The sequence below is a fragment of the Bacillus sp. R45 genome (assembly GCF_021729365.1).
Classification (GTDB): domain Bacteria; phylum Bacillota; class Bacilli; order Bacillales; family Bacillaceae; genus Bacillus; species Bacillus velezensis.
In genome coordinates, this window is record NZ_CP091421.1 from 2,659,379 (window position 1) to 2,684,536 (window position 25,158).

At 47.8% G+C, this 25,158-nt stretch carries 26 protein-coding genes and 2 other annotated features; of the genes, 2 read left to right on the forward strand and 24 right to left on the reverse strand.

The window, feature by feature from the left end; all coding sequences use genetic code 11:
• Positions 1-98: 98 nt before the first annotated feature.
• From safA to nadB, 4 genes are all read right to left on the reverse strand, one after another.
• Positions 99-1,301, reverse strand: a complete 1,203-nt coding sequence (gene safA, locus L3V45_RS13015; RefSeq protein ID WP_043867317.1) for a SafA/ExsA family spore coat assembly protein — start codon at positions 1,299-1,301, stop codon at positions 99-101.
• A gap of 126 nt (positions 1,302-1,427) precedes the next feature.
• On the reverse strand, positions 1,428-2,531 hold the full coding sequence (gene nadA / locus L3V45_RS13020) for a quinolinate synthase NadA (protein ID WP_024085652.1): 1,104 nt from the start codon (positions 2,529-2,531) through the stop codon (positions 1,428-1,430).
• Between the two features lies 1 nt (position 2,532).
• Positions 2,533-3,381, reverse strand: a complete 849-nt coding sequence (gene nadC / locus L3V45_RS13025; protein ID WP_058906216.1) for a carboxylating nicotinate-nucleotide diphosphorylase — start codon at positions 3,379-3,381, stop codon at positions 2,533-2,535.
• The gene (gene nadB / locus L3V45_RS13030; RefSeq protein WP_003152671.1) at positions 3,363-4,928 is read right to left on the reverse strand and encodes an L-aspartate oxidase; all 1,566 of its coding nucleotides are present in this window, start codon (positions 4,926-4,928) and stop codon (positions 3,363-3,365) included. The genes nadC and nadB overlap by 19 nt, the downstream gene beginning before the upstream one ends.
• 105 nt (positions 4,929-5,033) lie before the next feature.
• Here nadB and L3V45_RS13035 point away from each other — a divergent pair, with 105 nt between their 5' ends.
• Together L3V45_RS13035 and L3V45_RS13040 are read left to right on the forward strand one after the other, a co-directional pair.
• A complete protein-coding gene (locus tag L3V45_RS13035; RefSeq protein WP_025853099.1) occupies positions 5,034-6,185 on the forward strand; it encodes an IscS subfamily cysteine desulfurase in 1,152 nt (383 codons plus the stop codon).
• The gene (locus tag L3V45_RS13040; protein ID WP_014305508.1) at positions 6,182-6,724 is read left to right on the forward strand and encodes a transcription repressor NadR; all 543 of its coding nucleotides are present in this window, start codon (positions 6,182-6,184) and stop codon (positions 6,722-6,724) included. Before L3V45_RS13035 ends, L3V45_RS13040 begins: the two co-directional genes overlap by 4 nt.
• A gap of 29 nt (positions 6,725-6,753) precedes the next feature.
• Here L3V45_RS13040 and pheA read toward each other — a convergent pair whose 3' ends face one another.
• The 20 genes from pheA to L3V45_RS13140 form a co-directional block, all read right to left on the reverse strand.
• Complete coding sequence (gene pheA / locus L3V45_RS13045) at positions 6,754-7,611, reverse strand: prephenate dehydratase (RefSeq protein WP_003152668.1); 858 nt, start codon at positions 7,609-7,611, stop codon at positions 6,754-6,756.
• 13 nt (positions 7,612-7,624) lie between these two features.
• Entirely contained in the window at positions 7,625-8,068 is a 444-nt protein-coding gene (gene thrR, locus L3V45_RS13050) for a transcriptional regulator ThrR (RefSeq protein ID WP_007408173.1), read from the reverse strand.
• A 53-nt stretch (positions 8,069-8,121) separates the two neighbouring features.
• A complete protein-coding gene (obgE, locus tag L3V45_RS13055; protein ID WP_236837030.1) occupies positions 8,122-9,408 on the reverse strand; it encodes a GTPase ObgE in 1,287 nt (428 codons plus the stop codon).
• Positions 9,409-9,439: 31 nt separating this feature from the next.
• Complete coding sequence (locus tag L3V45_RS13060) at positions 9,440-10,018, reverse strand: sporulation initiation phosphotransferase B (RefSeq protein WP_025853104.1); 579 nt, start codon at positions 10,016-10,018, stop codon at positions 9,440-9,442.
• 317 nt (positions 10,019-10,335) lie between these two features.
• A complete protein-coding gene (rpmA, locus tag L3V45_RS13065; protein WP_003152662.1) occupies positions 10,336-10,620 on the reverse strand; it encodes a 50S ribosomal protein L27 in 285 nt (94 codons plus the stop codon).
• Positions 10,621-10,632: 12 nt separating this feature from the next.
• Positions 10,633-10,974, reverse strand: coding sequence for a ribosomal-processing cysteine protease Prp (locus tag L3V45_RS13070; RefSeq protein WP_012118103.1), 342 nt, complete (start codon positions 10,972-10,974; stop codon positions 10,633-10,635).
• Positions 10,975-10,976: 2 nt separating this feature from the next.
• Positions 10,977-11,285 (reverse strand): 50S ribosomal protein L21, encoded by a 309-nt coding sequence (rplU, locus tag L3V45_RS13075; protein ID WP_003152660.1) that lies wholly within the window; start codon positions 11,283-11,285, stop codon positions 10,977-10,979.
• 13 nt (positions 11,286-11,298) lie between these two features.
• Positions 11,299-11,372 (reverse strand) — a sequence feature (ribosomal protein L21 leader region).
• A 58-nt stretch (positions 11,373-11,430) separates the two neighbouring features.
• Positions 11,431-12,297: a M50 family metallopeptidase gene (locus L3V45_RS13080; protein WP_003152659.1), complete on the reverse strand. Its 867-nt coding sequence runs from the start codon at positions 12,295-12,297 to the stop codon at positions 11,431-11,433.
• Complete coding sequence (locus tag L3V45_RS13085; protein ID WP_007408168.1) at positions 12,290-13,093, reverse strand: M23 family metallopeptidase; 804 nt, start codon at positions 13,091-13,093, stop codon at positions 12,290-12,292. Before L3V45_RS13085 ends, L3V45_RS13080 begins: the two co-directional genes overlap by 8 nt.
• 127 nt (positions 13,094-13,220) lie before the next feature.
• On the reverse strand, positions 13,221-14,024 hold the full coding sequence (minD, locus tag L3V45_RS13090; RefSeq protein WP_003152655.1) for a septum site-determining protein MinD: 804 nt from the start codon (positions 14,022-14,024) through the stop codon (positions 13,221-13,223).
• Between the two features lie 2 nt (positions 14,025-14,026).
• Positions 14,027-14,707 (reverse strand): septum site-determining protein MinC, encoded by a 681-nt coding sequence (gene minC, locus L3V45_RS13095; RefSeq protein ID WP_003152653.1) that lies wholly within the window; start codon positions 14,705-14,707, stop codon positions 14,027-14,029.
• 51 nt (positions 14,708-14,758) lie between these two features.
• Complete coding sequence (gene mreD / locus L3V45_RS13100; protein WP_003152650.1) at positions 14,759-15,277, reverse strand: rod shape-determining protein MreD; 519 nt, start codon at positions 15,275-15,277, stop codon at positions 14,759-14,761.
• Complete coding sequence (gene mreC, locus L3V45_RS13105; RefSeq protein ID WP_003152649.1) at positions 15,274-16,137, reverse strand: rod shape-determining protein MreC; 864 nt, start codon at positions 16,135-16,137, stop codon at positions 15,274-15,276. Before mreC ends, mreD begins: the two co-directional genes overlap by 4 nt.
• A gap of 30 nt (positions 16,138-16,167) precedes the next feature.
• Positions 16,168-17,181 carry a cell shape-determining protein MreB gene (gene mreB / locus L3V45_RS13110; protein ID WP_003152647.1) on the reverse strand — a complete coding sequence of 338 codons (1,014 nt, stop codon included), beginning with the start codon at positions 17,179-17,181 and terminating at the stop codon, positions 16,168-16,170.
• A gap of 91 nt (positions 17,182-17,272) precedes the next feature.
• Positions 17,273-17,968, reverse strand: coding sequence for a RadC family protein (gene radC, locus L3V45_RS13115; RefSeq protein WP_003152646.1), 696 nt, complete (start codon positions 17,966-17,968; stop codon positions 17,273-17,275).
• 31 nt (positions 17,969-17,999) lie between these two features.
• Positions 18,000-18,569, reverse strand: coding sequence for a Maf family protein (locus L3V45_RS13120; protein ID WP_003152645.1), 570 nt, complete (start codon positions 18,567-18,569; stop codon positions 18,000-18,002).
• 140 nt (positions 18,570-18,709) lie between these two features.
• A complete protein-coding gene (locus L3V45_RS13125) occupies positions 18,710-19,711 on the reverse strand; it encodes an SPOR domain-containing protein (protein ID WP_025853114.1) in 1,002 nt (333 codons plus the stop codon).
• 126 nt (positions 19,712-19,837) lie between these two features.
• Entirely contained in the window at positions 19,838-20,590 is a 753-nt protein-coding gene (locus tag L3V45_RS13130; RefSeq protein WP_003152643.1) for a prepilin peptidase, read from the reverse strand.
• Positions 20,591-20,729: 139 nt separating this feature from the next.
• Complete coding sequence (locus L3V45_RS13135; RefSeq protein ID WP_003152642.1) at positions 20,730-22,022, reverse strand: bifunctional folylpolyglutamate synthase/dihydrofolate synthase; 1,293 nt, start codon at positions 22,020-22,022, stop codon at positions 20,730-20,732.
• 58 nt (positions 22,023-22,080) lie between these two features.
• The gene (locus L3V45_RS13140) at positions 22,081-24,723 is read right to left on the reverse strand and encodes a valine--tRNA ligase (RefSeq protein WP_236837031.1); all 2,643 of its coding nucleotides are present in this window, start codon (positions 24,721-24,723) and stop codon (positions 22,081-22,083) included.
• Between the two features lie 58 nt (positions 24,724-24,781).
• Positions 24,782-25,003 (reverse strand) — a binding site (T-box leader).
• Positions 25,004-25,158 lie beyond the last annotated feature (155 nt).

Below are 25,158 nucleotides of genomic sequence, written 5' to 3' on the forward strand. Positions count from 1 at the left end.
TTTAGGATGTGCGGCCGACGGCGGGTTTAAGCTTGTCAGTTATGTCCATTCCTCAGTTGGACATAAAAAAAAGGAACGACATACATCGTCCCGAAACATTAATCTTCTTCTTCCTCCGGCCGTCCGAATACTTGATTTGGACTCGGCTGATTCGGTGCGGCATTAGGATTTGCTCCGCCGTAAGGCATAAAATATCCGGCGTTTGCACCCATATTCGGATACGGCTGCACAGGCATATTTGCGTGATGGTGATGTGAACCGTGGTGATGATGGTGGTGGTGATGTGAATCATGGCAGCCGCAATCATCATCCTTAAATTTCCCATCATGATGAGGCGCGTTTGCGTAATGTGACGAATATCCGCCGTAATACGGCATTTGACCGTACGGAGCACCGCCGAAACCGGATGCACCATCATAATGCTCTGCATTTTCATGGGCCTGGTTTTCATATTCACCGTAACCCGCTTGCGGCCCAAATCCCGGATGATGGAATCCGTGATGATGGAATCCGTACGGTAACGGCATCGGCATTACCGGAAAGCCTCCATAACCTCCTCCAAAACCGCCGAAACCTCCGCCTACCGGGAAGCACGGATGGCATAGTCCCGAACCCGGCAGCATCGGTGTCACCGGAACCGGACAAGGACAAGGCATGCACGGCATCGGGTAATGCATAAAAGGCGGTTCAACGGCCGGCATATTCGGAAACGGGACATTCGGAATGTTTGGCATGTTCGGCAGATGATAAGCGGCGTTTTCTTCTTCCATCTTTCCGGCTTCAGGCGCCTTCGGCATATTCGGGTAATTCGCGTTTTCCATGTTGATCATTTCCTCCTGTTGTGGAATGTTATTGTCATGCTCTTTTTCTTTCGGCTCGACAAAATGTGTCACCGGTTCCTCCGGCTTAGGAGGCGACCACGGCTGAAACAGCTGATTGGACGGATAATATTGGTTCATATCAGCTTCCGGCAGCACATTTTCATGCTTTTCAGGGATTGGCGGCACATACGGAATTGACGGCTTCGGTTCTTCCGGTATGGTGTCTTCAATGTCCACAACTGATTTCGGTTTTTCTTTGGCATATGGATGCTCATGCTTATGCGCAGACGTTCCGAAGCCGGCCTTGGGTTCTTTTCTGACCGGAACGGCTTCTGAAGGCACCTTTATCTTCATTCCAGGCATAATTAAGTCTGGATTGCTAAGCTGATGATTCAGTTTTTTTAACTCTTCAAGATCAACTCCGTATTTTTCAGCTATTTTCCAGAGCGAATCGCCTTTTTGAACGATATGAATTTTCAACGTTTTCCCCTCCTATGCACAAAACGTGAACGGTACATTTGTCATTACAATACGTTTCTTCACACTATATGCCGGTGGACTGGGCATGATGATAAAAAATTTGGGAAGGAGGGGAAATTTTTATGATTACGTATGACTCAGCATTCTGTTCAAAGCACGAAGCGCTTCTGTCCGAACCGCTTCCGGAACTTTAATGACACCCTTCGGCTCGCCTTTTTCAAGCTGCTCAAGCGACCACAATAAATGCGGCAGGTCGATTCTGTTCATTGTCAGACACGGACACATATCGGGATTCAATGATTCAATCTGTTTATCCGGGTGCGAGTGAATGAGGCGCTGAACAAGATTCATTTCCGTGCCGATCGCCCACTTGCTTCCCGGTTCAGCCTGTTCAATCGTATCAATAATATATTTGGTAGACCCGCTGTCGTCACTGAGCGAGACCACTTCCCGCGAACATTCCGGATGAACGATAATGCGGATGCCGGAATCCCGCTGCCGCAGCTGAGAAATATTTTCCGCTGTAAACTTTTCGTGTACGGAGCAATGTCCTTTCCAAAGGATGACTTTAATGTTTTCCGGATGGTCAGTAAGCAATCGATTCTGCCCCGGGTCCCATACAGCCATTTCTGTCAGCGGAATGCCGAGGTCATAGGCTGTATTTCTGCCTAAATGCTGATCCGGCAAAAATAAAATTCTTTCTTTTTGTTTAAAAGCCCATTTCAGCACACTCCGGGCATTCGAAGAGGTGACGGTCGCTCCTCCGTGCCGACCGACGAATGCTTTAATTTCCGCCGTCGAGTTAACATATGTTAACGGAATGATGGTGTTACCGTACAGTTCTTGAAGCTCTTGCCATGCTTTGTCCGTCTGCTGAATATCTGCCATATCAGCCATCGAGCATCCGGCGCGCATGTCGGGCAATATGACGGTTTGGTTATCATCAGTCAGCATATCAGCGGTTTCCGCCATAAAATGCACGCCGCAAAACACAATATATTCCGCCTCTTTATTTTTTTCTGCCACTTGAGCAAGCTGCAGGGAGTCACCTGCCGTATCGGCGAATTGTATCACTTCGTCTTTTTGATAGTGATGCCCCGGAATGAACAGGCGCTTTCCGAAATCCCGTTTAATGGCGGCGACACGCTTTTCCATTTCTCCGGTGCTCATGTCTTTATAATGGCTCGGCATCATTTCGGCTGATGCAGTTAACACGTCAAAAATAGACATCTTAAAAATCCCCCTGTTCCGCAGCCTCAACATCCATGCTGATGTCGGCGCTTTTTACTGAATGAGTCAGAAATCCGAGTGAAATATATTGGACGCCCGTCCCTTTATAAGCGGGCAATGTGTCGAGCGTTATGCCTCCGGATGCTTCCGTTTTGATATGGCCCGGTGTCATGCCTGCAAAACGCCGGACGGACTCAGGCGGACAGTTGTCAAACATAATAATGTCTGCGCTCGCTTCAATTGCCTCGAGCAGCTGCTGTTCGGATTCGATCTCGACTTCCACCGCAAGCATCTGCCCTGCCGTTTTTCTTGCCCGCTCCACGGCCGCCTTTATCGATCCGCAGGCGGCAATATGATTATCTTTAATCATGATGCCGTCATATAAGCCGAAGCGATGATTAAAGCCGCCTCCGACCCGAACGGCGTATTTTTCCAGCATTCTGAGCCCCGGTGTCGTTTTTCTCGTATCACAAAGCTTGATGGACGGATCATCAAGACGCCTTTTAGCCTCGTCCGTCATTGTCGCAATGCCTGACATTCTTTGTATGAGATTCAGAATGACCCGCTCTCCCGTAAGAAGAGCTGCCGCCCGGCCTTCCATTTCAGCGAGCACGTCTCCTTTTTTCATCCGTTCTCCGTCTTTTTTCAGAGGGCGGATGCGGATATCATCGTGTAAAAGCTTCCATCCTTCACGGATAACGTCTTCTCCGGCAAACACGCCGTCTGTTTTTGCGATGATCCGCGCTTTACATTGCTGATCAGAAAAAATCGCTTGTGACGTCGCATCACCCGTTCCGATATCTTCCTGAAAAAAATGAGTCAGCATTTGTTTCAGCTGCAGAATGTCCATAGTTCCCCAATCCTTTCGTTTTTTCTGATAACCGTTCCAGATGTTGAATGAATGATTTGTTTTCCGTGCCAATCTTTCTCCGTCCCAGGAAAATCAGTGCGAAAATGAGCGCCTCTGCTTTCTTCCCGAATAAGGGCTGAGGTGACAACAAATTGCGCAGTCTTCCATAGGCAGGATAGCTCGGCTTGTTCCATTGTGATATCCTTCACATTTATATGACGCACAGATACGTTGTTAAGCCAGGATGCCAGCGCCTGCAGGTTTTCTTTTTCCCTGACGATGCCCACTCCGGTTGTCATTTTGGCTTGAAGCACATGAAGCGTTGTGTCCGGCACTTGTAAGATGACATCAGTTTTCTTCGGGGTTTTTTTATATCTTCCGTTTAACGGTGTTTGAATGATATGTTCAGCACATCGTTGCCCGCTTGCCAGCGCTTCCAGCAGTGAGTTGCTCGCAAGGCGGTTCGCCCCGTGCAAGCCTGTGCAGGCGGTCTCGCCTATGGCGTACAAATCAGGCACGGACGTTTTCCCCCATGTATCGGCTTTTACTCCGCCCATTAAAAAATGCATTCCGGGTGCTATGGGGATCCCGCTTTCAAGATCAACGCCGGCTGTTTGACAAATTTCTGTTATGGTCGGAAAACGTTTGTTAAAATCGGCTATTCGGCTGCAATTTATAAAAACAGGATTTTCTTTCATCATTTCTTCATAAATCGCCCGTGAAACCACATCCCGGGGCGCCAAATCCTCAAGCGCGTGTCTGCCAGCCATGATCCTGCGCCCGAAGCGATCCGCTAAATATCCGCCTTCTCCTCTCACTGCTTCAGAAATCAGACCGTAAACAGTCCCGTTTTTCACAAGGAGGGTCGGGTGGAACTGGGTGAACTCCATATCCGTGATCTCAGCTCCCGCGCGGAAGGCAAGAGCGATGCCGTCTCCCGTTATGGCGGAATCATTTGTGTGATATTGGTACAGACTGCCGCAGCCGCCTGAAGCAAGCACTACACAATCCGCTCTTCTGTAAGAAACGGCGCCTGAAGCATCCTTTACGGCAACGCCTGCGCATCGCCCGTGTTCAATCAGCAGATCAACAACCGTCTCGTGTTCAATGATCCGAATGCCGTCCCTCAGCTGCCGAACCAGAAACTCAACCAGCATCCGTCCGGTCGCATCTCCCCCGGCGTGCAGAATCCTCCTTTTGGAATGAGCGCCTTCCCTGCCGAGACAAAACGTTCCATCCGACTTCGTATCAAAAGGGAAAAGGCCTTCTATCAGCCTGTTTATCATGCTCTGTCCGCTTTGCAGCAAATGCCGCACGGCTGTCACGTCATTGTGTCCGCATCCCGCATACAGTGTATCGTTCACATGGGATTCTATCGAGTCATCTTTTGCGTATGAAACAGCAATCCCGCCTTGAGCATAATACGAATTGCTGTTCGTTACGTTTCTCTTTGTGATGACGGTTACTTGGTATGACGGAGGAAATGAGGAAGCACAGGCAAGGGCCGCCGTCCCCGTACCAATGACGATAATTGTTTTTTCAGACATACATCACCCTCCCATTATATTTACACCTGTCTTGACACCTATATTTACACAACGATAAAATAAACTCAAGCTTTTTTTAACATAAACGGATAGGAGACGGGCTGTATGATTTATCTTGATTACGCGGCGGGAACGCCTTTAAGCAAAGAAGCCGCAAAAGTCTTTCAGCATCTCAGCACAGAGGTATACGGCAATGCTAGCAGCCTTCATGACGCCGGAGGAAGAGCGGCGGACGTGCTGGAATATTGCAGACATTCTGCAGGAAAATTGATCGGCGGAGCGGCAGACGGCATTCACTTTACAAGCGGCGGAACGGAAGCGAACATCTTGGCCGTCCAATCATTGCTGTACGGTCTGCCCGATCATAAAAAACATTTTATTACGACCGCACTGGAACACCACTCGATCCATAATGCCGCGGCGTTTTTAGCTGACCGGGGAATTGATGTCACCATCATATATCCCGACGAAAACGGCCTTATAACCGAGGACATACTGGCGGCTCATATCCGTCCTGACACGGGGCTCGTTTCCATACAGCACGCCAATTCAGAAACCGGCCTCATCCAGCCTGTGAATCGTCTGGCCGCTTTTCTTCACCAGAGAAACATTTTACTGCATTGCGATTGTGTTCAAAGTTTCGGCAAACTGCCGATTGATGCGGATCAGGCGGGAATCGACGCCCTTTCCGTCTCCGGTCATAAAGTATACGGCCCGAAAGGCACCGGGGCTGTTTACATTCGGCCCGGTGTCAGCTGGAATCCGGTTTATCCGCATACCGTGCATGAAAACGGGTTCAGGCCCGGTACGGTGAATGTGCCGGCCATCGGCGCTTTTACCGCTGCTGCGGAGTATGCAGTGAAACATATGGAGGAACACCGTGAGCATGCTGACAGGCTGAGGAATTATTTGTATGACCAAATTAGGCGTCAAGGCCTCCCCATTTCATTTTCAGAGAAAGAAACCGGCGGTGAATGCCTGCCCCACATTGTCGGGTGTTTTTTTCACTCCTTTGAAGGACAATATATTATGTTAGAATGTAATCGTAACGATATTTGCATCTCAACCGGGAGCGCATGTTCCGCCGGCAGCCACGGCCCTTCTTCAGCTATGAAGGCGCTGAGAAAAACCGAACGGGAAGCGCGGCAGTTTTTCCGGATCTCATTCGGAAACGAAACAACATGTGAACAGCTCGATATGCTGATACATACATTTACAGCGCTATGGGAGCAAAAGAAAGGAGAATCAGCAATTTGACAGAAGGAACGAAGCTTACTGGGGCGAAAAGACGCGACATGCTGCTTCATTGGCTGAAAGAAGCCGGCTCGCCATTAACAGGAGGCGAATTGGCCAAAAAAGCAAATGTTTCAAGACAGGTGATCGTGCAGGACATATCGCTCTTGAAAGCAAAAAGCGAACCGATTATCGCGACGAGCCAAGGCTATTTATACATCAGCATGAATGCCGGCGGCGAAAAAAACGCCGAACGGATTGTCGCCTGTCTGCACGGCCCGGAGCGGACGGAAGAAGAGCTTGAACTCATTGTCGATGAAGGCGTCACCATAAAGGACGTCATTATTGAACACCCCGTATACGGCGATTTAACCGCCGCCATAAGAGTCAGCACACGGAAAGAAGTCAAACAATTCATGGATCACATTAACTCGACAAATGCCGCTTACCTTTCACAGCTGACCGGAGGCGTGCATCTCCATACATTAAGCGCCCCGACAAAAGAGCGGATTGACCAAGCCTGCCAAGCGCTGGACGACGCGGGTATTTTAATAAAAGATTAAAAAAAAAGCCCCCTGAAGGGGAGCTTTTTTTATATCGAATAGGATTGATATGTTCCCAGAAGCTTGACCCGGCAGCCGAGGGCTTCCATCTCTTGAACGGCACCGGGAATGAGAACCTGATCCATCGCCTGTTCAATATCAATAATAAAGAAATAGTTGCCGAGACCCGTTTTGGTCGGGCGCGATTCGATCTTTGATAAATTCAGGTTTCTCCATGAAAAAGCGGACAGCACCCTGTGCAGCGCGCCTGATTGGTCATCTTGGGGAAGCGTTACCATCATCGTCGTTTTCGGCCGTGAAGACAGTTTCGCATTCACTTCGAATGAGACGTCTTTTTCAGGCGAAAGAATGACAAATCTCGTGTGGTTGTCCTGATAATCCTGAATATCCCGCTTCACGATGCTCAATCCGTATGTAGCGGCCGCCATTTCATTTGCAATCACGCCGATCGGAAGGTCCGAATGCTCACTGACATACTTGGCAGCCGCACCTGTTGACTTCGCATACTCATAAGGAACGGACGAAAAATGCCGGTGAAGAAATTTGTGGCATTGCGCAATCGCATGGGAATGAGAATAAATTTTCTCAAGCTTTTTCCACTCATTTTCTCTCGAAGGGTGAACGAGCAGATGCTGGTGAATCGGCAGCGTCATTTCCCCCACGATCGCAAGAGGCTGCTCATGAATCAAGTAGTCAATCGTTAAGTTAACCGAGCCTTCCAGCGCGTTTTCCAAAGGAACAAATGCAAGATCAACTTCTCCCGCAACCGCCGCATCCATGCATGCCGGTATTGTTTGATAAGGTGCTTGTGTCACGCTGTTTTGAAAGCAGGAACTGACTGCTAGATGTGTAAATGTGGCTTCTGGCCCTAAATAACCGACTTTCATGTCTCTTCTCTCCTTACGCGCCTGACCCTAAGATCTCAACTTTTTCTATAAAATCAAATTTTCTCAGTTTATTCATTAACGTATGAATGTTTTCTTCCATTGCGGACGTACTGATTGAGAGCGTGACATTCGCCCTGCCCTGAAGCGGAATCGTCTGGTGAATGGAAAGCACGTTGCTTCCTGAGTCAGCCACCGCCTGCAAAAGCTGGGATAACGCGCCTGACCGATCCTCCAAATGAAAGAAAAGTGTGATTATTTGTTCTTTAACCATCGTGTAAAAAGGGAAAACCGCATCTCGGTATTTGTAAAAAGCGCTTCTGCTTAAATCAACTTTCTGCACGGCATCTGCAACCGATTCAGCCTTTTTTCTGTCGAGCAGCTTTTTGACTTCAAGGGTTTTCCGCATCGCATCAGGCAGAACGTCTTCACGCACTAAATAAAATGTCTCTTCTTTCACCTGCACCCCTCCCTTTTACATCAGAGAGCCTGCATTGCAAGCTCTCCGTCTTTTTAATCAATAAATTCAAATTCAAATTCCAGCAGCCGGATGATATCGCCGTCTTTAGCACCGCGTTCTCTGAGCGCTTCATCAACGCCCATACCGCGCATCTGTCTTGCAAAACGCTTGACGGATTCGTCACGGGAGAAGTCAGTCATTTTAAAGAGACGTTCCAGACTGTCACCTGAAAGCACAAACGCGCCGTCCGGATCACGGGTAATGTCAAATGGAATTTCTTCATCTTCCATCGTGTACATTACACGGTTTTCCGCCAGTTCTTCTTCATCATACAGCGGGAATTCAGGCGTTGTTTCCAGCTGGTTGGCGACTTCAAACAGAAGATCGCGGAGTCCTTCTCTCGTCACCGCGCTGATCGGGAAGACAGGATGGTCATCCTGAAGCTTTTCTTTAAACGTTTTTAGATTTTCAGCCGCTTCGGGCATGTCCATTTTATTCGCAACGATAATTTGCGGACGCTCCGTCAGCCGCAGATTATATTCACTGAGCTCCTGATTAATGGTCACATAATCCTCATACGGATCACGGCCTTCCATCGCTGACATGTCAATGACGTGAACGATGACACGCGTCCGTTCGATATGGCGGAGAAATTGGTGGCCTAAGCCGACTCCTTCGTGCGCTCCTTCAATCAAACCGGGCAGGTCCGCCATGACGAAGCTTCTTCCGTCATCCGTTTCCACCATGCCCAGATTCGGAACAAGCGTCGTAAAATGATAATCGGCGATTTTCGGCTTTGCTGATGAAACGACAGACAGAAGCGTAGATTTTCCGACGCTCGGGAAGCCGACGAGACCTACGTCTGCAAGCACTTTCAGTTCAAGCACGATATAGCGCTCTTTTCCGGGCTCTCCGTGCTCTGACAGCTGCGGCGCCGGGTTGGCCGGGGTCGCAAAGCGGGTATTTCCGCGTCCGCCGCGTCCGCCTTTTGCGATGACGGCGCGCTGCCCGTGCTCTGTCAGATCGGCAATGACCTGTTTTGTATCGTCATCCGTTACGACTGTGCCGGGCGGAACTTTAACAACCATATCGTCCGCATTTCTGCCGTGCTGGTTTTTAGACATGCCGTGCTCGCCGCGTATCGCTTTGAAATGGCGCTGGTACCGGAAGTCCATGAGCGTGCGCAGTCCTTCATCAACCTCAAAAACGACGTCGCCTCCATTACCTCCGTCACCGCCGGCAGGCCCGCCTTTCGGCACATATTTTTCACGGCGGAACGCAACCATTCCGTTACCGCCGTCGCCGCCTTTTACATATACTTTCACCTGATCTACAAACATAATATCCTCCGTTCTAAACCGTAAAAAACCGCTAGTTCATTCCAATTTCGGCCACACATTCATGGCCGGTCAGCTCAAATTGCATGACATCAAAGTCCTCATACCGCGATTTGCGAAATTCATCAAACACATCTGCATTTGCAATCGTTCCATGAAAATCGAGATATACAATAAGCTGTCTGTCAGGGTGATCCGTCTGCAGCGATACGGTCAGATGATTTTCACTTTCATTGCTTACCGCCAGACCGAACAGATGAAACAGTTTTCTCATCAGGTTCGACAGCTTTTGATCATATGCCGATAAATCTTTAATTTCTCCGAGCACTTCGTATTCGAGCCTCATATAACGGGACTTCCAATTAAATGTCAGAAAGTCAAACGCCAAGTGCGGGGTTTTCAGGTTTGAGAGCTTTGACTCGTGCTTTGCATCTATGACCATTTCGTCGATTATTTCAACGACCCTGTCATACTTCTGCAAACTTAAGTTTCCTTTTATCAGCTGCAGCTTATTCATCCAATCATGACGGAAATGGCCCATTAATTGGATCAGTTCATTGATCAGAGCCGCATCGCTTACAGATTCTTCTTGTTTCTTCGATACATCCTTCATTTTCGCACTCCCAATCGTTTAATTTCTTTTTAGGAGTCTTGATAAGTGTGTACTATGAATTATAACAGAGAAGGCTTTGTTAAAAAAACACTTGTTTTTCCTGGTTCATCATGTTCCTTTTTCGGATCGCATACAATGCGGATGCCAGGCAGAAACATTTTTGGTATCACTGCTTGGGGAACATATCCAGTGGGTATGAGAAGCTGATGTCCTCATTCAAGGCGGGGTTCACTCACGCATCCTCTGCTTTTCATTCTTGATGTTACTCCGCTTACTGCAAAAAAAACTCCAGTCAACGACCGGAGTTTTTTGTGTCATTATTGAGCTACAGGATATACGCTCACTTTTTTGCGGTCACGGCCGAAACGTTCGAATTTAACAGTTCCGTCGATTTTAGCAAAAAGAGTGTCATCTCCTCCGCGGCCCACGTTTTCACCTGGGTAGATTTTCGTTCCGCGTTGACGGTAAAGGATAGATCCGCCTGTTACGAATTGACCGTCTGCACGTTTAGCGCCTAAACGTTTAGATTCAGAGTCACGTCCGTTCTTTGTAGAACCTACACCTTTTTTAGAAGCGAAAAACTGAAGATCTAATCTAAGCATGTAACTCACCTCCTATATTTGGTTTGCAGTCAACCGTAAGTGTTCACTGTAATCCCGCTCGATCGTTTCAAGAGAAACAATCATGCCTTCAATCAGCAGCTGCGCTTTTTGCAAAGCTTCCTGATCTGCGGCTTCAGGGAATTCAAAGTAGAAATAACCCCCGTCCTCGCCTATATCAAGAATCGGTTCGAGAGGAGCCAGCGCGATAACCGCATTGACCGCTCCGAAAACGACAGCCGTGACCCCGGCGCAAACGAGATCTCGTCCATGTTCAGCAAAATCGGCATGTCCCGTCATTTCAAAGGACAAAATGCCCCCGTCATTCCGGGATCTTCGAATTGTTGCCTCAATCATGCTTACGCGTTGATTTTTTCGATTGTCAATTTAGTATAAGGCTGACGATGACCTTGTTTTTTATGAACATTTTTCTTTGGCTTGTAACGGAAAACAGTGATTTTTTTCGCACGGCCTTGTTTTTCAACTTTAGCTGTAACTGTCGCGCCTGCAACTGTTGGGTTGCCGACTTTCACGCTGTCTCCGCCAACAAACAATACGTCTTCAAACGTCACTGTTTCACCTGCTTCAGCAGCAAGTTTTTCGATGTAAACAGTTTGACCTTCTTCAACTTTGATTTGTTTTCCGCCTGTTTTAATGATTGCGTACATTCTCTGCACCTCCTATTAGACTAAGACTCGCCAGCAACAGGGGGCTTTAAAGCTCTTATCACCTGTCCCGAGCGGTTGTAGCATTGGTGCTACATCCATAACATTAAAAAATATATCAGAACCAAAAGGATATGTCAATCTATTTCTAGTAAGGCAGCAGCAGGTCTTCCATAGAGGAATCTGTCCGTTTATCGGCAAAATACGCATGAAGCACTTCATTTTCATCGAGCTGGCTGAGCTTTTCGCCGGCTTTTTCAATGATAATGGGATGCTTGCATCCCCGTTTGAATTCGGCCATGACATGCTTTACTTTGGCATCGGCCGCGACCGTCAAAGGATGCAGCATGGCGACATCGCGGTTTTTGCCGTAGTATCTCTCCAAAAGAAACCTCAGCTGAATATAATGCCGCTTCCGGTATTCATCCCATAAAGAAGCGGCGAGAAAGACGAACAGCACCCATGCGCTGACCTGAAGGGGGACGGCCAGCACAATCCAGCAGCAGAGCAAAAGCGCGGAAACGGCCGATGTCTGCAGGCTGAGGAGATGCGCTTTTTGAAAAGCCATTTGTTTAGAGAAGTATAAAAACACGAACTTGCCGCCGTCAAGCGGCCAGATCGGCAAAAGATTGATGAAAAGAATGGAGAGATTATAAAAGGTAAACATCTCAAATGTCTGCTCACTTGCAAAGCCTGACATGAAAAAGAGCCAGGCTGCCGCCTGAAGCCACACATGCTGAAGCGGGCCCGCCAAAATGACCGCGAATTCCTCTTTAAGCGGCCGGTTTCCGTGCTCCTCCACCTCAACCGTCCCGCCGAAAGGGAGCAGAAAGATTCGTTTAATGCGCCACGAAAAAAACACAGCCAGAGCAGCATGCCCCAGCTCATGAACGGATACGACCAGCAAAAGACACAGCAGCGCTTTGATGTGCCCCGTCATAAGACCGAGCCCCATAATAATCCAAAGAAAAGGATGGACATGAATTTTAAAAAGGAGGATGAGCCATTTATTCATCAAATGTGATCACCTGGATCGGATCTATGAATTTATCGCCATCCTGGATCGCGAAATAGTACTGGCCTTTACTTTTATCGTTGAGCTTGATCGAACCGATCTTTTTCCCTTTATCGACAAAGTCGTACAATGAAACGTTAACATCTTTCAGCCGGCCGTAAATGCTGCTTGTATTGTCGGCGTGCTGCACCTTCACCGTCAGCCCTGTTTTTTTATCTTTGCTCACTTCCATAATGTAGCCTTCTTTTACGCTGTCAATGGCTTCACTGGCGGTTTCGACGACGACGCCCTCTCCGTTATTTTGAAAGTCCTGCTGGATTTTCCCCGCGGCAGGAACGGCCATATCCTGACTGACCGCCACCTGACCGTCCTTCTTTTTAGTTCCCGGCGTAAGAAAAGCGAGCGGGTTTCCGAAGGAAGATACGAACCAATTGCTTACGGCAGCAAACTGAAATTCTTTTTGAAAGGTTTGTGCGATTGCCGGTTTGATCTGACTCAGCGGCTGTTTGTCAGTTTTATAGGCAATAGCGGAGATTAGTACGAGACAGGCGGCCAGCAGGCATTTTAAAATAATAGAATGAGCGCTGATCAATGGATGCCGCCCGTTAAATTCGGGCGGGTGTTCCGTTTGATATTCGTAGTCCGGAAGAAGCTTGTGCTTTTCCTGCTCCTTGACCGTCTGCCACGCGGGAAAATTCTGCGTTTGAGCGTTTTGAACGAAAGTCCGTTTTGATTCAGGCCGCTGTTTTCTTCTTTTGGCCAGTCTTTTTCTAATTTCATCAGCTCTGTGACTCATCGCCATCATCCTTTGCAATCGTTGGGTTTGTACATCCTATGTCTTGTCCATTGCAAATATGCGCTCTTAAAAAACAAAAAAGACCTGATAAGCTGGGCTTCATCAGATCTTTGTATTCTGGTATATATTATGAACGCACGCCGAAAAATGACTTGATTTTCGCCATCATCCCTTTTTGCTGCTCTTCAAGCACCTGCAAAGGAACGGATTCTCCTAAAATGCGCCGGGCGATATTGCGGTACGCAATGCTGGCGCGGTTTTTGGAATTCATGGCAATCGGTTCGCCGATATTTGAAGCCCTGATCACTTCATCATCGTCAGCAACGATTCCGAGGAGATCAATAGACAGATGATGAACAACTTCATCCACATCCATCGTGTCACCGTTTTTCACCAGGTGATTTCTGATACGGTTCACGATAAGGCGCGGCGGTTCGATATCTTCCTGCTCCAAAAGTCCGATAATGCGGTCAGCGTCCCGCACCGCTGATATTTCCGGCGTCGTCACAACAATCGCCTTATCAGCTCCGGAGACGGCATTTTTATAGCCTTGTTCAATTCCCGCCGGACAATCAATAATGACATAATCAAATTCCTGCTTAAGCTCCTGCACAAGCGATTTGATCTGCTCAGGGACAACAGCCGTCTTGTCGCTTGTCTGGGCAGCCGGCATTAAATGAAGCAGATCATCAAAACGTTTGTCTTTGACAAGCGCCTGATGCGTCTTGCATCGGCCTTCAATTACATCTACTAAGTCGTAAATAATTCTGTTTTCAAGACCCATTACGACATCAAGGTTGCGCAGTCCGATATCTGTGTCTACCAAACAGACGCGCTTCCCTAAAATGGCTAAGGCGGTACCGAGGTTTGCAGATGTTGTTGTTTTACCTACTCCGCCTTTTCCCGAAGTTATTACGATAGCCTCACCCAATTTCACATTCCTCCCTCAAGCCTTGTTAGATCAGGTCTTAAATGAGCCAATTGCTGAAGGCGTTCAATGACCATATTTCCGTCAGTATCTAAATAAGCACATTCCATGTCGTTCCCTTTCTGAATGTGGTCTGGGGAGCGATTTAACACGTGATTGATCCTCAATTGTGTCGGCATCATTTCGGATGCGGCGATCACAGCCCGGTTATTTCCGTTATAACCCGCGTGGGCAATCCCTTTTAATGAACCGAGAACAAATATATTTCCTCCGGCTCTGATCGTACCGCCGGGATTCACATCTCCGATTAAAAGCAAATCTCCCGTCACGTGAAGCACCTGGCCCGAACGGACGATTTTGGAAACCGAAACAATTTCCTGCTCCTCTTTCATCCGCTGCGCTTCTTCTTTGGCGATGACTTCACTGTCAATTGAATGCACGACTAAATCTTTCTTTGACGCGATCAGATCAGTCAGCTGCTCTGCCTGTTCCTGATACAGATACCGATGCCCGAGTTTAATATGAACACTGATTTTTTGGCCTTTGCCATCAGTATATTGTTCAATCGACAGCATGTTTTGAAGACCATCGAGGAGCTCATCAAAAGAACACGCATCATCCAGATGCAATGTTAAGCCGTTTTTTGTTCCTTTTATTGTTACATATTGCTGCTTTTTGGTCTTCATCAATGTTCACCTCAACAACACTCTTTTCGTCAAAAAAAGATAAAATCCTTTTTACTCATCTCTTAATTCTTTCTTCAGACTTATATAAAACAGCCTGAAGGGCAGGACTAATATAACGGCTCCCGCGATATTCAGCAAAGCGGTCGGCAAGAACCGCTGAATGACAAAATCGTTAAACGTCATAGTGCCGCTGCGGATTAACGTCTGAATGCCGTAGACGTAAAATTCAAGCACACATACGCTCAGCACCGCGACCAGAATGACCATCAGGGCGTTTGTCTGCAGCACTTTAAACGCTTTGGCCGCCAGATAGCATAATCCGGCAAAACCAAACATATAAACGCCTAAAACACCCGTATAATTGATGTCATAAAGAAATCCGAAAATGAAACCGTAGATCACCGCATGCTTTTGGTTGATATAAGCCGACATAAAAATCAGCGCAAGCAAAAGAAAATGCGGAACGACCTGCTGCTCGACGGAAACGAAAGGAAAACGCACCAGATCGGTATAGATGCTTTCCGCACAAAAGACCAAAATCATAATCAAAGGGAGAAGGAAACGTTTCACGATCCTTCCTCCCCTGTTGCTACGCTTCGGTTCACGACGATGACATGGTCAAGATCGTACAAGTCGGCAGCCGGTTTCACATAAGCGATTTTCGTCAGGCCGTAAGCATCTGATTCTACATCGGTCACTTCGCCGACCGTCAGCCCTTGAGGAAATACGCCGCCCGTTCCGGAGGTTTCCACGAGGTCGCCTTTTTTCACTTCACGTTTTTCATCCGGTTCAAGGATGGTCATTTTCAGGGTCTGTTTCTTTTTATCATACCCTTCAATTAAACCGTAGCCTTTGCTTCCCTTTTTGCCGGAGATTTTGGTGGCCACTCTGTTATTGCGGTCAACATCGCTCAGCAGCTGAACGGCGGATGTGAAACTGTTGAGTCCGCTGCTTTTGATCTTCCCGACCAGCGCACCCTTTTCGTTCGTGACAGCCATGTCTTTGGCCACTTTGTGCTTCGTTCCCTTATTGATCATGATCTGCTTGTACCATTGATCAGGGTTTCTGGCGATAACGGTCGCTAAAATCGGATCATAGTCGGAAATTGATTTGACATGCCCGAGTTCATCACGCAGCTTCTTGTTTTCATCTTTGAGTTCTTGGAGCTTCGCTTCATATTGTGTCTGTCCGTCCAGCTTTTGTCTTAAGCGTTCGTTTTCTTTGTACGTGTTTTTCAGGTCTTTTATGTCCCCGAAGAACCCTGCAAAATATTCGGCAGGCGTGTGAAAAATGTTTTGAAATACTCCCGTCGTATCACCGATCAGCTTTTCAGGCCAGGTGGTATTACGGCCGTTCTTCAGCGAGAATCCAATCATAGCCACCAATATGATAATACACAGAAGTAATAGCATTAACCGTTTGTTCGGCATCGTGATACACCTCTTCTATTTAACTCCTGATTATCTTGTTTTTCCTTTGAAAAGATGGATGTGCTCCAGTGCTTTTCCAGTGCCGATCGCAACACAATCCAGCGGATCTTCAGCGATAAGAACAGGCATTTTCGTTTCGTCACTGATGACTTTGTCGAGATTGCGGAGCAGGGCGCCTCCCCCTGTTAATACAATACCTCTGTCCATAATGTCAGCGGCCAGCTCAGGCGGTGTTTTTTCAAGCGTGCTCTTCACCGCATCAACGATTGAGAGAACTGTATCACGCAGTGCATTTGCAATTTCCGTTCCCGTGATTTCGATCGTTTTCGGCAGACCTGTCAGAAGGTCGCGGCCGCGGATTTCCATTGACGCATTTTCTTCACCGGTTTCTGCTGAACCGATTTCCATTTTAATGGCTTCCGCCGTACGGTCACCGATCATCAGATTATATGTTTTTCTGATATAGCTGATGATTGAGTCGTCCATTTCGTCACCGGCTACGCGGATTGACTGAGACGTGACAATGCCGCCTAAAGAAATGATCGCCACTTCAGTTGTTCCGCCGCCGATATCAACGACCATGCTGCCCGTCGGCTCCCATACCGGAAGATTCGCGCCGATTGCTGCCGCAAACGGTTCTTCAATCGGATAAGCGTCACGTGCGCCCGCTTGTCTTGTCGCGTCGATGACCGCCCGTTCTTCAACGGCCGTAATACCTGACGGCACACACACCATAACGTATGGCTTTCTCGCAAACAATCCTTTATTTTTCACAGCCTGATTAATGTAGTATTTCATCATTGTCGCAGTTGTTTCATAGTCAGCGATAACGCCGTCTTTCATCGGACGGAGCGCAACCACGTTGCCCGGAGTTCTTCCGATCATGTTTTTCGCATCGTTACCGACCGCAACGATTGACTTCGTATCCGTTTGCAGAGCAACGACAGACGGCTCTCTCACTACGATTCCTTTACCTTTAACAAACACAAGCGTATTCGCGGTTCCCAAATCTATACCAAGGTCTCTTGTACCAATTCCGAACATATGTATGTATCTTCCTTTCTTAAAGCAAAAATACCCTAAAGGGAAAAACTCATAAAATCTATTATATCTTAAATCAACGAAAAAAAAAGTGTTACAAATATCCTTTTTCCTTTAAACTCACAAATTTTTTATCACCAATGACCAAATGATCCAGCAGCTCGATGCCGATTAAATTTCCGCACTCAAAAAGCCGCCTGGTTACCTCTATATCTTCCCTGCTCGGTGTAGGATCTCCTGAAGGATGATTGTGAACGCAAATGAAGGACGCGGCGGATCGTTTGAAAGCTTCTTTAAACACCTCCCGCGGGTGGACAATAGATGAATTCAGACTTCCGATAAAAACGGTGCGTTTATGAATGACTTGATTTTTGGTATTTAAATATAAACAGACAAAATGCTCCTGGGTTAAAAAGCGCATATCCTCCATCACATACTTCGCCCCGTCTTCCGGAGAGCGGATGACGCAATGCTCCCCGGCGGATGTCTTATGAATGCGGCTCCCCAGCTCAATTGCGGCAAGAATCTGAACGGCCTTCACCGTTCCGATTCCCGGAATGCTGGAAAGCTCCTGGGCAGAGGCGCCTTTTAACAGGCGCAGCCCGTCAAACGTCCGCAGCAGCCGGTGAGCGAGGTTCATGACGGACTCATGTTTCGTTCCCGTCCGCAGCAGGATGGCGAGCAATTCATTGTTAGAGAGATGTTCGGCTCCGAAGTGCAGAAGCCGCTCTCTCGGTTTTTCTTTTTCGGGGAAATCTCTTAATTTTAACGGCAGATCACGGATGATCAACCCCTCCTTGTTCCCCTTCCCGGTTTGAACATCAAGCTTTTATATTAAATTCTTTCAAGGCTCTCATTGTTTTAGCGACAGGAAGCCCGACGACAGAATAAAAATCACCGTCTATTTTTTTCACTAAAAGCGCGCCTTTTCCTTGGATGCCGTATGCACCTGCTTTATCCATCGGTTCTTTTGTTTCAATGTAGAGCTGTATGTCGTCTTCACTGAGCGGCCAAAACGTCACTTCCGTCGTGTCACAGAATGTTTCTTTCCGGTCATGCGTCTGAATGCTGACCGCCGTAATGACTTGATGGCTTCGGCCGGAAAGCCTCCGCAGCATCTGTGCCGCTTCTTCCCTGTCACGCGGTTTGCCGAGGCACTCGCCGTCTGTGCACACCATCGTGTCAGCCCCGATAACGACTGCATCGGGATTTTCGGCCAATACAGCACTAGCTTTTTGCTCGGCCAAACATTGGACGTTTTCTTCCGGCGAAAGGTTTCGATTTAATTTTTCTTCTGTGCGGCTCGCAATAATGCTGTAAGGAATCTGAAGAAGATTAAGGAGTTCTTTTCTTCGCGGAGATTGTGATGCGAGTATTAAGCGTTTTGTCATGGTTGTCATCCTTTCAGGGTTTGCTTAAGAAAAAAAGATACTTGTCTATCCTACCAAATCAAACGGGCAACCACAATTTCAGAAAAATAACTTTTTGATGACAAAATAAAAAATCCCGCCGGATGACGGGAAATGAGATACTATTTTACAACACTTAAAAGCTCTTTTTGGGCTTTCCAGCCGGATTCCGAACCCGACGTTTCCAGTTCTTTCAGCGCTTGAAGCACGGCCTCTTTCTGCTTTTTGTCAGCGGCGTCTGCGCCGTCTGCCGCTTTTGCCGCTTCAGCCACTTCCGTTTTTGAAAGATTTTTGCCGGTAATCGCTTTGGCGGAGAGCTCAGATGCCTGTTTAAAAGAGTCTTCCAGCCCTGAATCGACCGCAAAGCTGAGCTCCTTTCCGCCCCAAGCCTCAAAATCATGGTCTATCAGTGTCTGACCCAATTGCTGTGATAAGCTTTTTTCCGCTGCAAGCCCGGCGATCACGTATGTGTATCCGTCTTCTTTTGCCAGAGAGACGGCCGAGTATCCTTTTTCAGTCAGCTGGTCAACAAGCGTTTGCGCTCCTTTTTCTGATGAAAATTTTCCGGCCTGCACCGCATATGTTTTATAGTTTCCCGCTGAAGATTCCGCATCTCCTGTGCCGGCTGTTTCAGATTTGCCTTTAGAAACATCTCCCGCTTTCACCGTCTGCCCTTGTGAACCTTTGTCAGCTGATGCCGGAGCGGAGGCTTCTTTACTTCCCGACATATTTAATGCGACAAGGCCGAGCCCGGTGCCTAAAACAGCCGCAACGGCAATTGTCGTGACCGCCTTTTTAACTGGAGACGACGGCTGCTTTTTTTTCGGAAAATGAGGGCCGTTTTTTTTCTTCTGGTATGGCGGAACGACTTTCGGGTCATCTTCAAATACCTCAGAATTCTTCTCATGATCCCAATTGAAATCTTCTTCTTTCGGATCTTCATGGGATGCGGCGGTCTCCTGTTCCGCCTTTTTTGTTTCTTCCCAATTGGAAAATGTGACGGTCTTCTCCCCGCCTTCATTCACATCTTCTTGTCCATACATCGTTTCTTCTTGTCCGTTAATGGTTACTTTAAGGGCATTGTTTTTAGCTTTGCTGTGCTTTTTGCTCTTCCTTTTTTTCAACGTCTCTTCCCCCTTGCATTCGTCTTGGCCGTACCTTGAACTGATCATGGTTCACACTTTAGCATAGGCGAAAAAAAAAAGAACAAGACTTTTGTCGTCTTGTCCAAAAAACGTTCGCCAAATTTTTCAAGCCCCGCCTGAAGCGAGCTTGATGTAAAACGAAAACAGCTCATCACCGTATAAATAACTCAAAGCGCTCCCGGCTGAGATGGCCGGCGCAAACGGAAATGGCTGCTTTTTACCAAGACTGCCCCGGGCTGCGGCGCACATACCGTATACCGCTCCGATCATAACGGAAAGAAAGAATGCAATGAGCACGAGCTTCACGCCGAGCGTCAGGCCGATCACCCCAAACAGTTTCACATCACCTGCGCCGATGCCTCCTTTACTGACAAACATGATAAAAACAAGCAGAAAAAATCCGCAAACGGCTCCGGCAAACCCCGCATACCATGAATCCAGCGGAGAAAACATACGGCCGGCGATGAAAAGCGGAAGAAAAAACAGCAGAACTTTGTCAGGAATCAGCATATATTGCAGATCCGTCATAGTAACAATCATGAGGAGAGACAGAAATAACAGCGCGACTAACAGTTCTTTTGAGAAACCGAAATGAATGCCTGCAGCCGTGAATAAACACGCCGTCCAGCATTCCGCCGCCGGATACATAACCGACAGCTTCGCACGGCAGTTTCTGCATCTGCCTCTTTGCAGAATATAGGAGACGACGGGCACAAGCTCCCCCCAGGAGAGCGGCAAGCGGCAAAACGAACAGGATGAACGCGGCGAAATAACCGAGATTCGCAGCGGGATACGGCACGCTGCTGTATAAAAAAAAGAACCGAAAATCAAGCCGAGAAAAAACAGAATTAAAAGCACTCAGACCACACCTTTACTATCAATCTGGCTCAGATTATAGCAAAGAAAAACACCATGACTGAAATGGCTGAAAATATATTTTCAGCATAAAAACACCCGGCAAAACCGGAAAATGGTCTGCCGGGCATCCGAGGGGCTGTCAGATAAGCCGCTTTCTCATCTCTGAAATAAAATATAAGGAGCCGGTAATGATGATGACATCATCCGCCCCGTCTTTTTGTTCTATCCATTCTTTCACACTGTCCGGGTTCTCATCGAAGCTCTTAGATGCAAGACTGCTTGCATTGTAAAGGGCTTCGGCGCTTGAAGCACGCGGAAAGTCAAATGATACAAAGTGAATGGAATCCGCTTCGGTTTCAAGCTTTTTAATCATTTCCTGATACGGTTTGTCTTTTAATGCGCTGAATACGACATGGACGTTTTTACCGGCAAAGCGCTGCCGGATCGTTTCTGTCAGCGTTTCAACACCCTCTTCGTTATGGGCGCCGTCCGCAAACACTAAAGGGCGGCTTTGAAGACGTTCAAACCGGCCCGGCCAGGAAGCTTTTTTCAGGCCGTTTCGCATCGCTTCTTCTGAAATGACTGCGGCTTCCAGGCGGTTCAGCCATTCAGCGGCCAATATCGCCAATGCCGCATTCTGCCTTTGGTGAATGCCGATCAGCGACGTTTGAATGTCTTCATAGCATTTCGTTTCTGTTTCCAGCGAAAAGCTTTCGCCGGACGGAAGCGCCGCTTCATTAAACAGTCTGCACGTTTTATAAAGTGACTGATACGGAGCCTGCTTTTTTTCGGCTTCCGCTTCAATAACGCCGAGTGCTTCCGGCTGATTGACGCCCGTAATGACCGGAATGGAATTTTTAATAATACCGGCTTTCTGCCCGGCGATCTCCTCGATGGTATTGCCTAAAATGGCCATATGGTCATGTCCGATACTTGTAATGACCGACAGAAGCGGTTTCACAATATTGGTTGAATCAAATGTGCCGCCGAGCCCCGCTTCAAAAATGACAAAATCGATATCAGCCCGCTTCGCAAAATATAAAAATGCACACGCTGTAATGATTTCAAATTCCGTCACCGTTCCGGCATCGGTCTTATCAAGCTCATCGACTATCGGTTTTATGTCATTAACGAGCGTTCTCCATTCCTCATCGGTAATCGGCGTGCCGTTGACGCTGATTCGCTCATTAAACGTAATCATGTAAGGCGATGTGAACGTGCCGACCGTATAACCGGCTTCTTGAAGGACGGAACGGATAAAAGAAACGGTTGATCCTTTGCCGTTTGTGCCCGCCACATGAATGGCGCGAATGTTCTTTTCCGGGTGTTCCAGTTTTTCCATCAGCTTTTCCATACGGAGAAGGCCCGGCTTAACGCCGAACTTGAGTCTGCCGTGAATCCAGCTGATCGCTTCTTTGTACGTATTAAACAATGAAATCCCCTCTTTTATACGACAAGGCGGTTTCTTAGGAAACCGCCCCGCTGTTTTATCAGCCTTTCAGCTCTGCAATCCGCTGCCGGACAGCTTCGCGTTTTGCCGTGTAGTCTTTCTCTTTTCCGCGTTCTTCTTCAATGACATGCTCAGGAGCTTTTTTAATGAATCCTTCGTTGCCGAGTTTTTTCTGAACGCGTTCGACTTCTTTTGTCAGCTTGTCGAATTCTTTTTGCAGACGGGCGATCTCCTCATCAATGTTAATCAGCCCTTCAAGCGGCAGAATGACTTCCGCTCCGGTGACGACAGCTGTCATCGCTTTGTCTGCCGCAGCGATATCCGTCCCGATTTTCAGCGTGCTCGGATTCGTAAAGCGTTCAACGTAAGAACGGTTCTTCTCAAGGCGGCCGGCAATGTCTTCGGTAGATGTTTTAATGTAAAGTTCAACCTGCTTGCTCATCGGCGTGTTGACTTCGCTCCGGATATTGCGGACAGAACGGATTAATTCAACGAGCAGTTTCATATCCGCCGCTGCCTCTTTATCCGTATGTTCCGGCACCGGAACCGGCCAAGAGCTGATCGTGATTGACTCGCCTTCATGAGGAAGGTGCTGCCAGATTTCTTCCGTTAAGAATGGCATAAACGGGTGAAGAAGACGCATCGTCTGGTCAAGCACGTATGCCAGAACAGACCGGGTTGTTTTCTTCGCCGCTTCATCTTCCCCGTACAGCGGAAGCTTCGCCATTTCGATATACCAGTCGCACACATCGTCCCAGATAAAGTTGTACAGGTGGCGTCCGACTTCACCGAATTCATAACGATCCGCAAGCTGTGTCACGTCTTCTATCGTTTCATTCAGTCTTGTGAGGATCCACTTATCAGCAACTGATTTTTCACCGGACAGATCAAGCTCGTCATACGTCATGCCGTCCATGTTCATTAATGCAAAACGGGAGGCGTTCCAAATTTTATTTGCGAAGTTCCATGTGGATTCCACTTTTTCATAGCTGAAACGGAGATCCTGTCCCGGTGAACTTCCGGTTGCCAGGAAGTAGCGCAGGGAATCCGCTCCGTACTTGTCGATGACATCCATCGGGTCCACGCCGTTCCCAAGGGATTTACTCATTTTTCTGCCCTGCTCGTCACGGATTAAGCCGTGAATCAGCACGTCTTTGAACGGACGCTCGCCGGTAAACTCAAGACCTTGGAAAATCATCCGGGATACCCAGAAGAAAATGATGTCATATCCCGTTACAAGTACATCGGTTGAGTAATACCGCTTAAAGTCTTCAGCGTTTTCATCAGGCCAGCCCATTGTAGAAAACGGCCAAAGCGCGGAGCTGAACCATGTATCAAGCACGTCTGAATCCTGCTCCCAATTTTCGCTGTCCTCAGGCGCCTCAAGGCCGACGTACACTTCTTTTGTTTCTTTATGATACCAAGCCGGGATGCGGTGGCCCCACCACAGCTGACGGGAAATACACCAATCACGGATGTTTTCCATCCAGTGCAGGTACGTTTTCTCGAAACGGTCAGGAACGAAGTGAACTTTCTCTTCTTTTGCCTGAAGGTCAACCGCAGCATCGGCCAGCGGCTGCATTTTGACAAACCATTGTGTGGACAGGTACGGCTCAACAACGGCGCCGCTTCTCTCACTGTGGCCGACAGAATGCATATGGTCTTCGATTTTAAAGAGAACGCCGGATTCCTGAAGATCTTTGACGAGTTTTTTGCGGCATTCAAACCGATCCATGCCGTTATATTGCAGCGCTTTTTCATTCATTGTTCCGTCTTCATTCATGACGAGAATCCGCTCTAAATTGTGGCGGTTTCCGAGTTCAAAGTCATTCGGGTCATGGGCAGGCGTGATTTTAACGGCGCCTGACCCGAATTCCATATCAACATAATCATCGCCGACAATCGGAATTTCGCGGTTTGTAATCGGCAGAATCACCGTTTTGCCGATTAAGTGCTTGTAGCGCTCATCTTCAGGATGAACCGCGACAGCCGTGTCGCCAAGCATCGTTTCCGGACGGGTGGTCGCGATTTCAATTGAGCCTGAACCGTCTGCTAACGGGTAGCGCAAATGATAAAACGCGCCCTGTACGTCTTTGTAAATCACTTCAATATCGGATAAAGCCGTTTTTGTGGCAGGGTCCCAGTTGATGATATATTCGCCTCTGTAAATCAAGCCTTTCTCGTACAACTTGACGAAGACTTCACGCACGGCTTTGTTCAGCCCTTCATCAAGAGTAAAACGTTCACGTGAATAATCGAGTCCGAGTCCCATCTTGGCCCATTGGCTGCGGATGAAATCAGCATACTCTTCTTTCCACTTCCACGTTTCTTCTAAAAACTTTTCACGGCCGAGGTCATAACGGCTTGTGCCCTGTTCGCGGAGTTTCGCTTCGACTTTTGCCTGAGTGGCGATGCCGGCGTGGTCCATGCCCGGAAGCCAGAGCACGTCATAGCCCTGCATGCGTTTCATACGCGTAACGATATCTTGCAGCGTCGTATCCCACGCATGTCCGAGGTGCAGCCTGCCCGTCACATTCGGCGGCGGAATGACGACAGAATACGGCTGTTTCGTTTGATCGCCGCCCGCTTCAAAATATTTTCCTTTCAGCCAAAAATCATAGCGGCCTTTTTCAATCGCAGACGGATCATATTTTGTCGGTATTGTTTGTTCGTTTGTATCCATGATAACCCTCCAGCATGTTTAGAAATGGCTGAGCAACTAAAAAAGAGCCTTCATCCTGATAAAGGACGAAAAGCTCTTTCGCGGTACCACCTTTTTTCATGAACAGATTTGTTCATGCACTTAAACGGATAACGGGTGCGGCCCGAATTTCTCTACTGTATGTTCAAGAAATTATGCTCCCGGGCGACCTTCCAATGAGACGGCATAAGAAGCCTTTCAGCACAGTAGCTTCTCTCTCTTCATGCGTCTTTCTTGTACTCTTCCCGTTCAAAGCAGGTGTATTTATATCAGCTCATGATCTTATTTATTATGTTCTTTATTATAGTAAAAGTGTTTTTGATTCGTCAATCATCTTTTCCAAAAACCGCTGCCGTCATACATAAATGGGCATGCACCCCGCTCTTCCCCTTACATACGATACATAGAAAGGCGAAT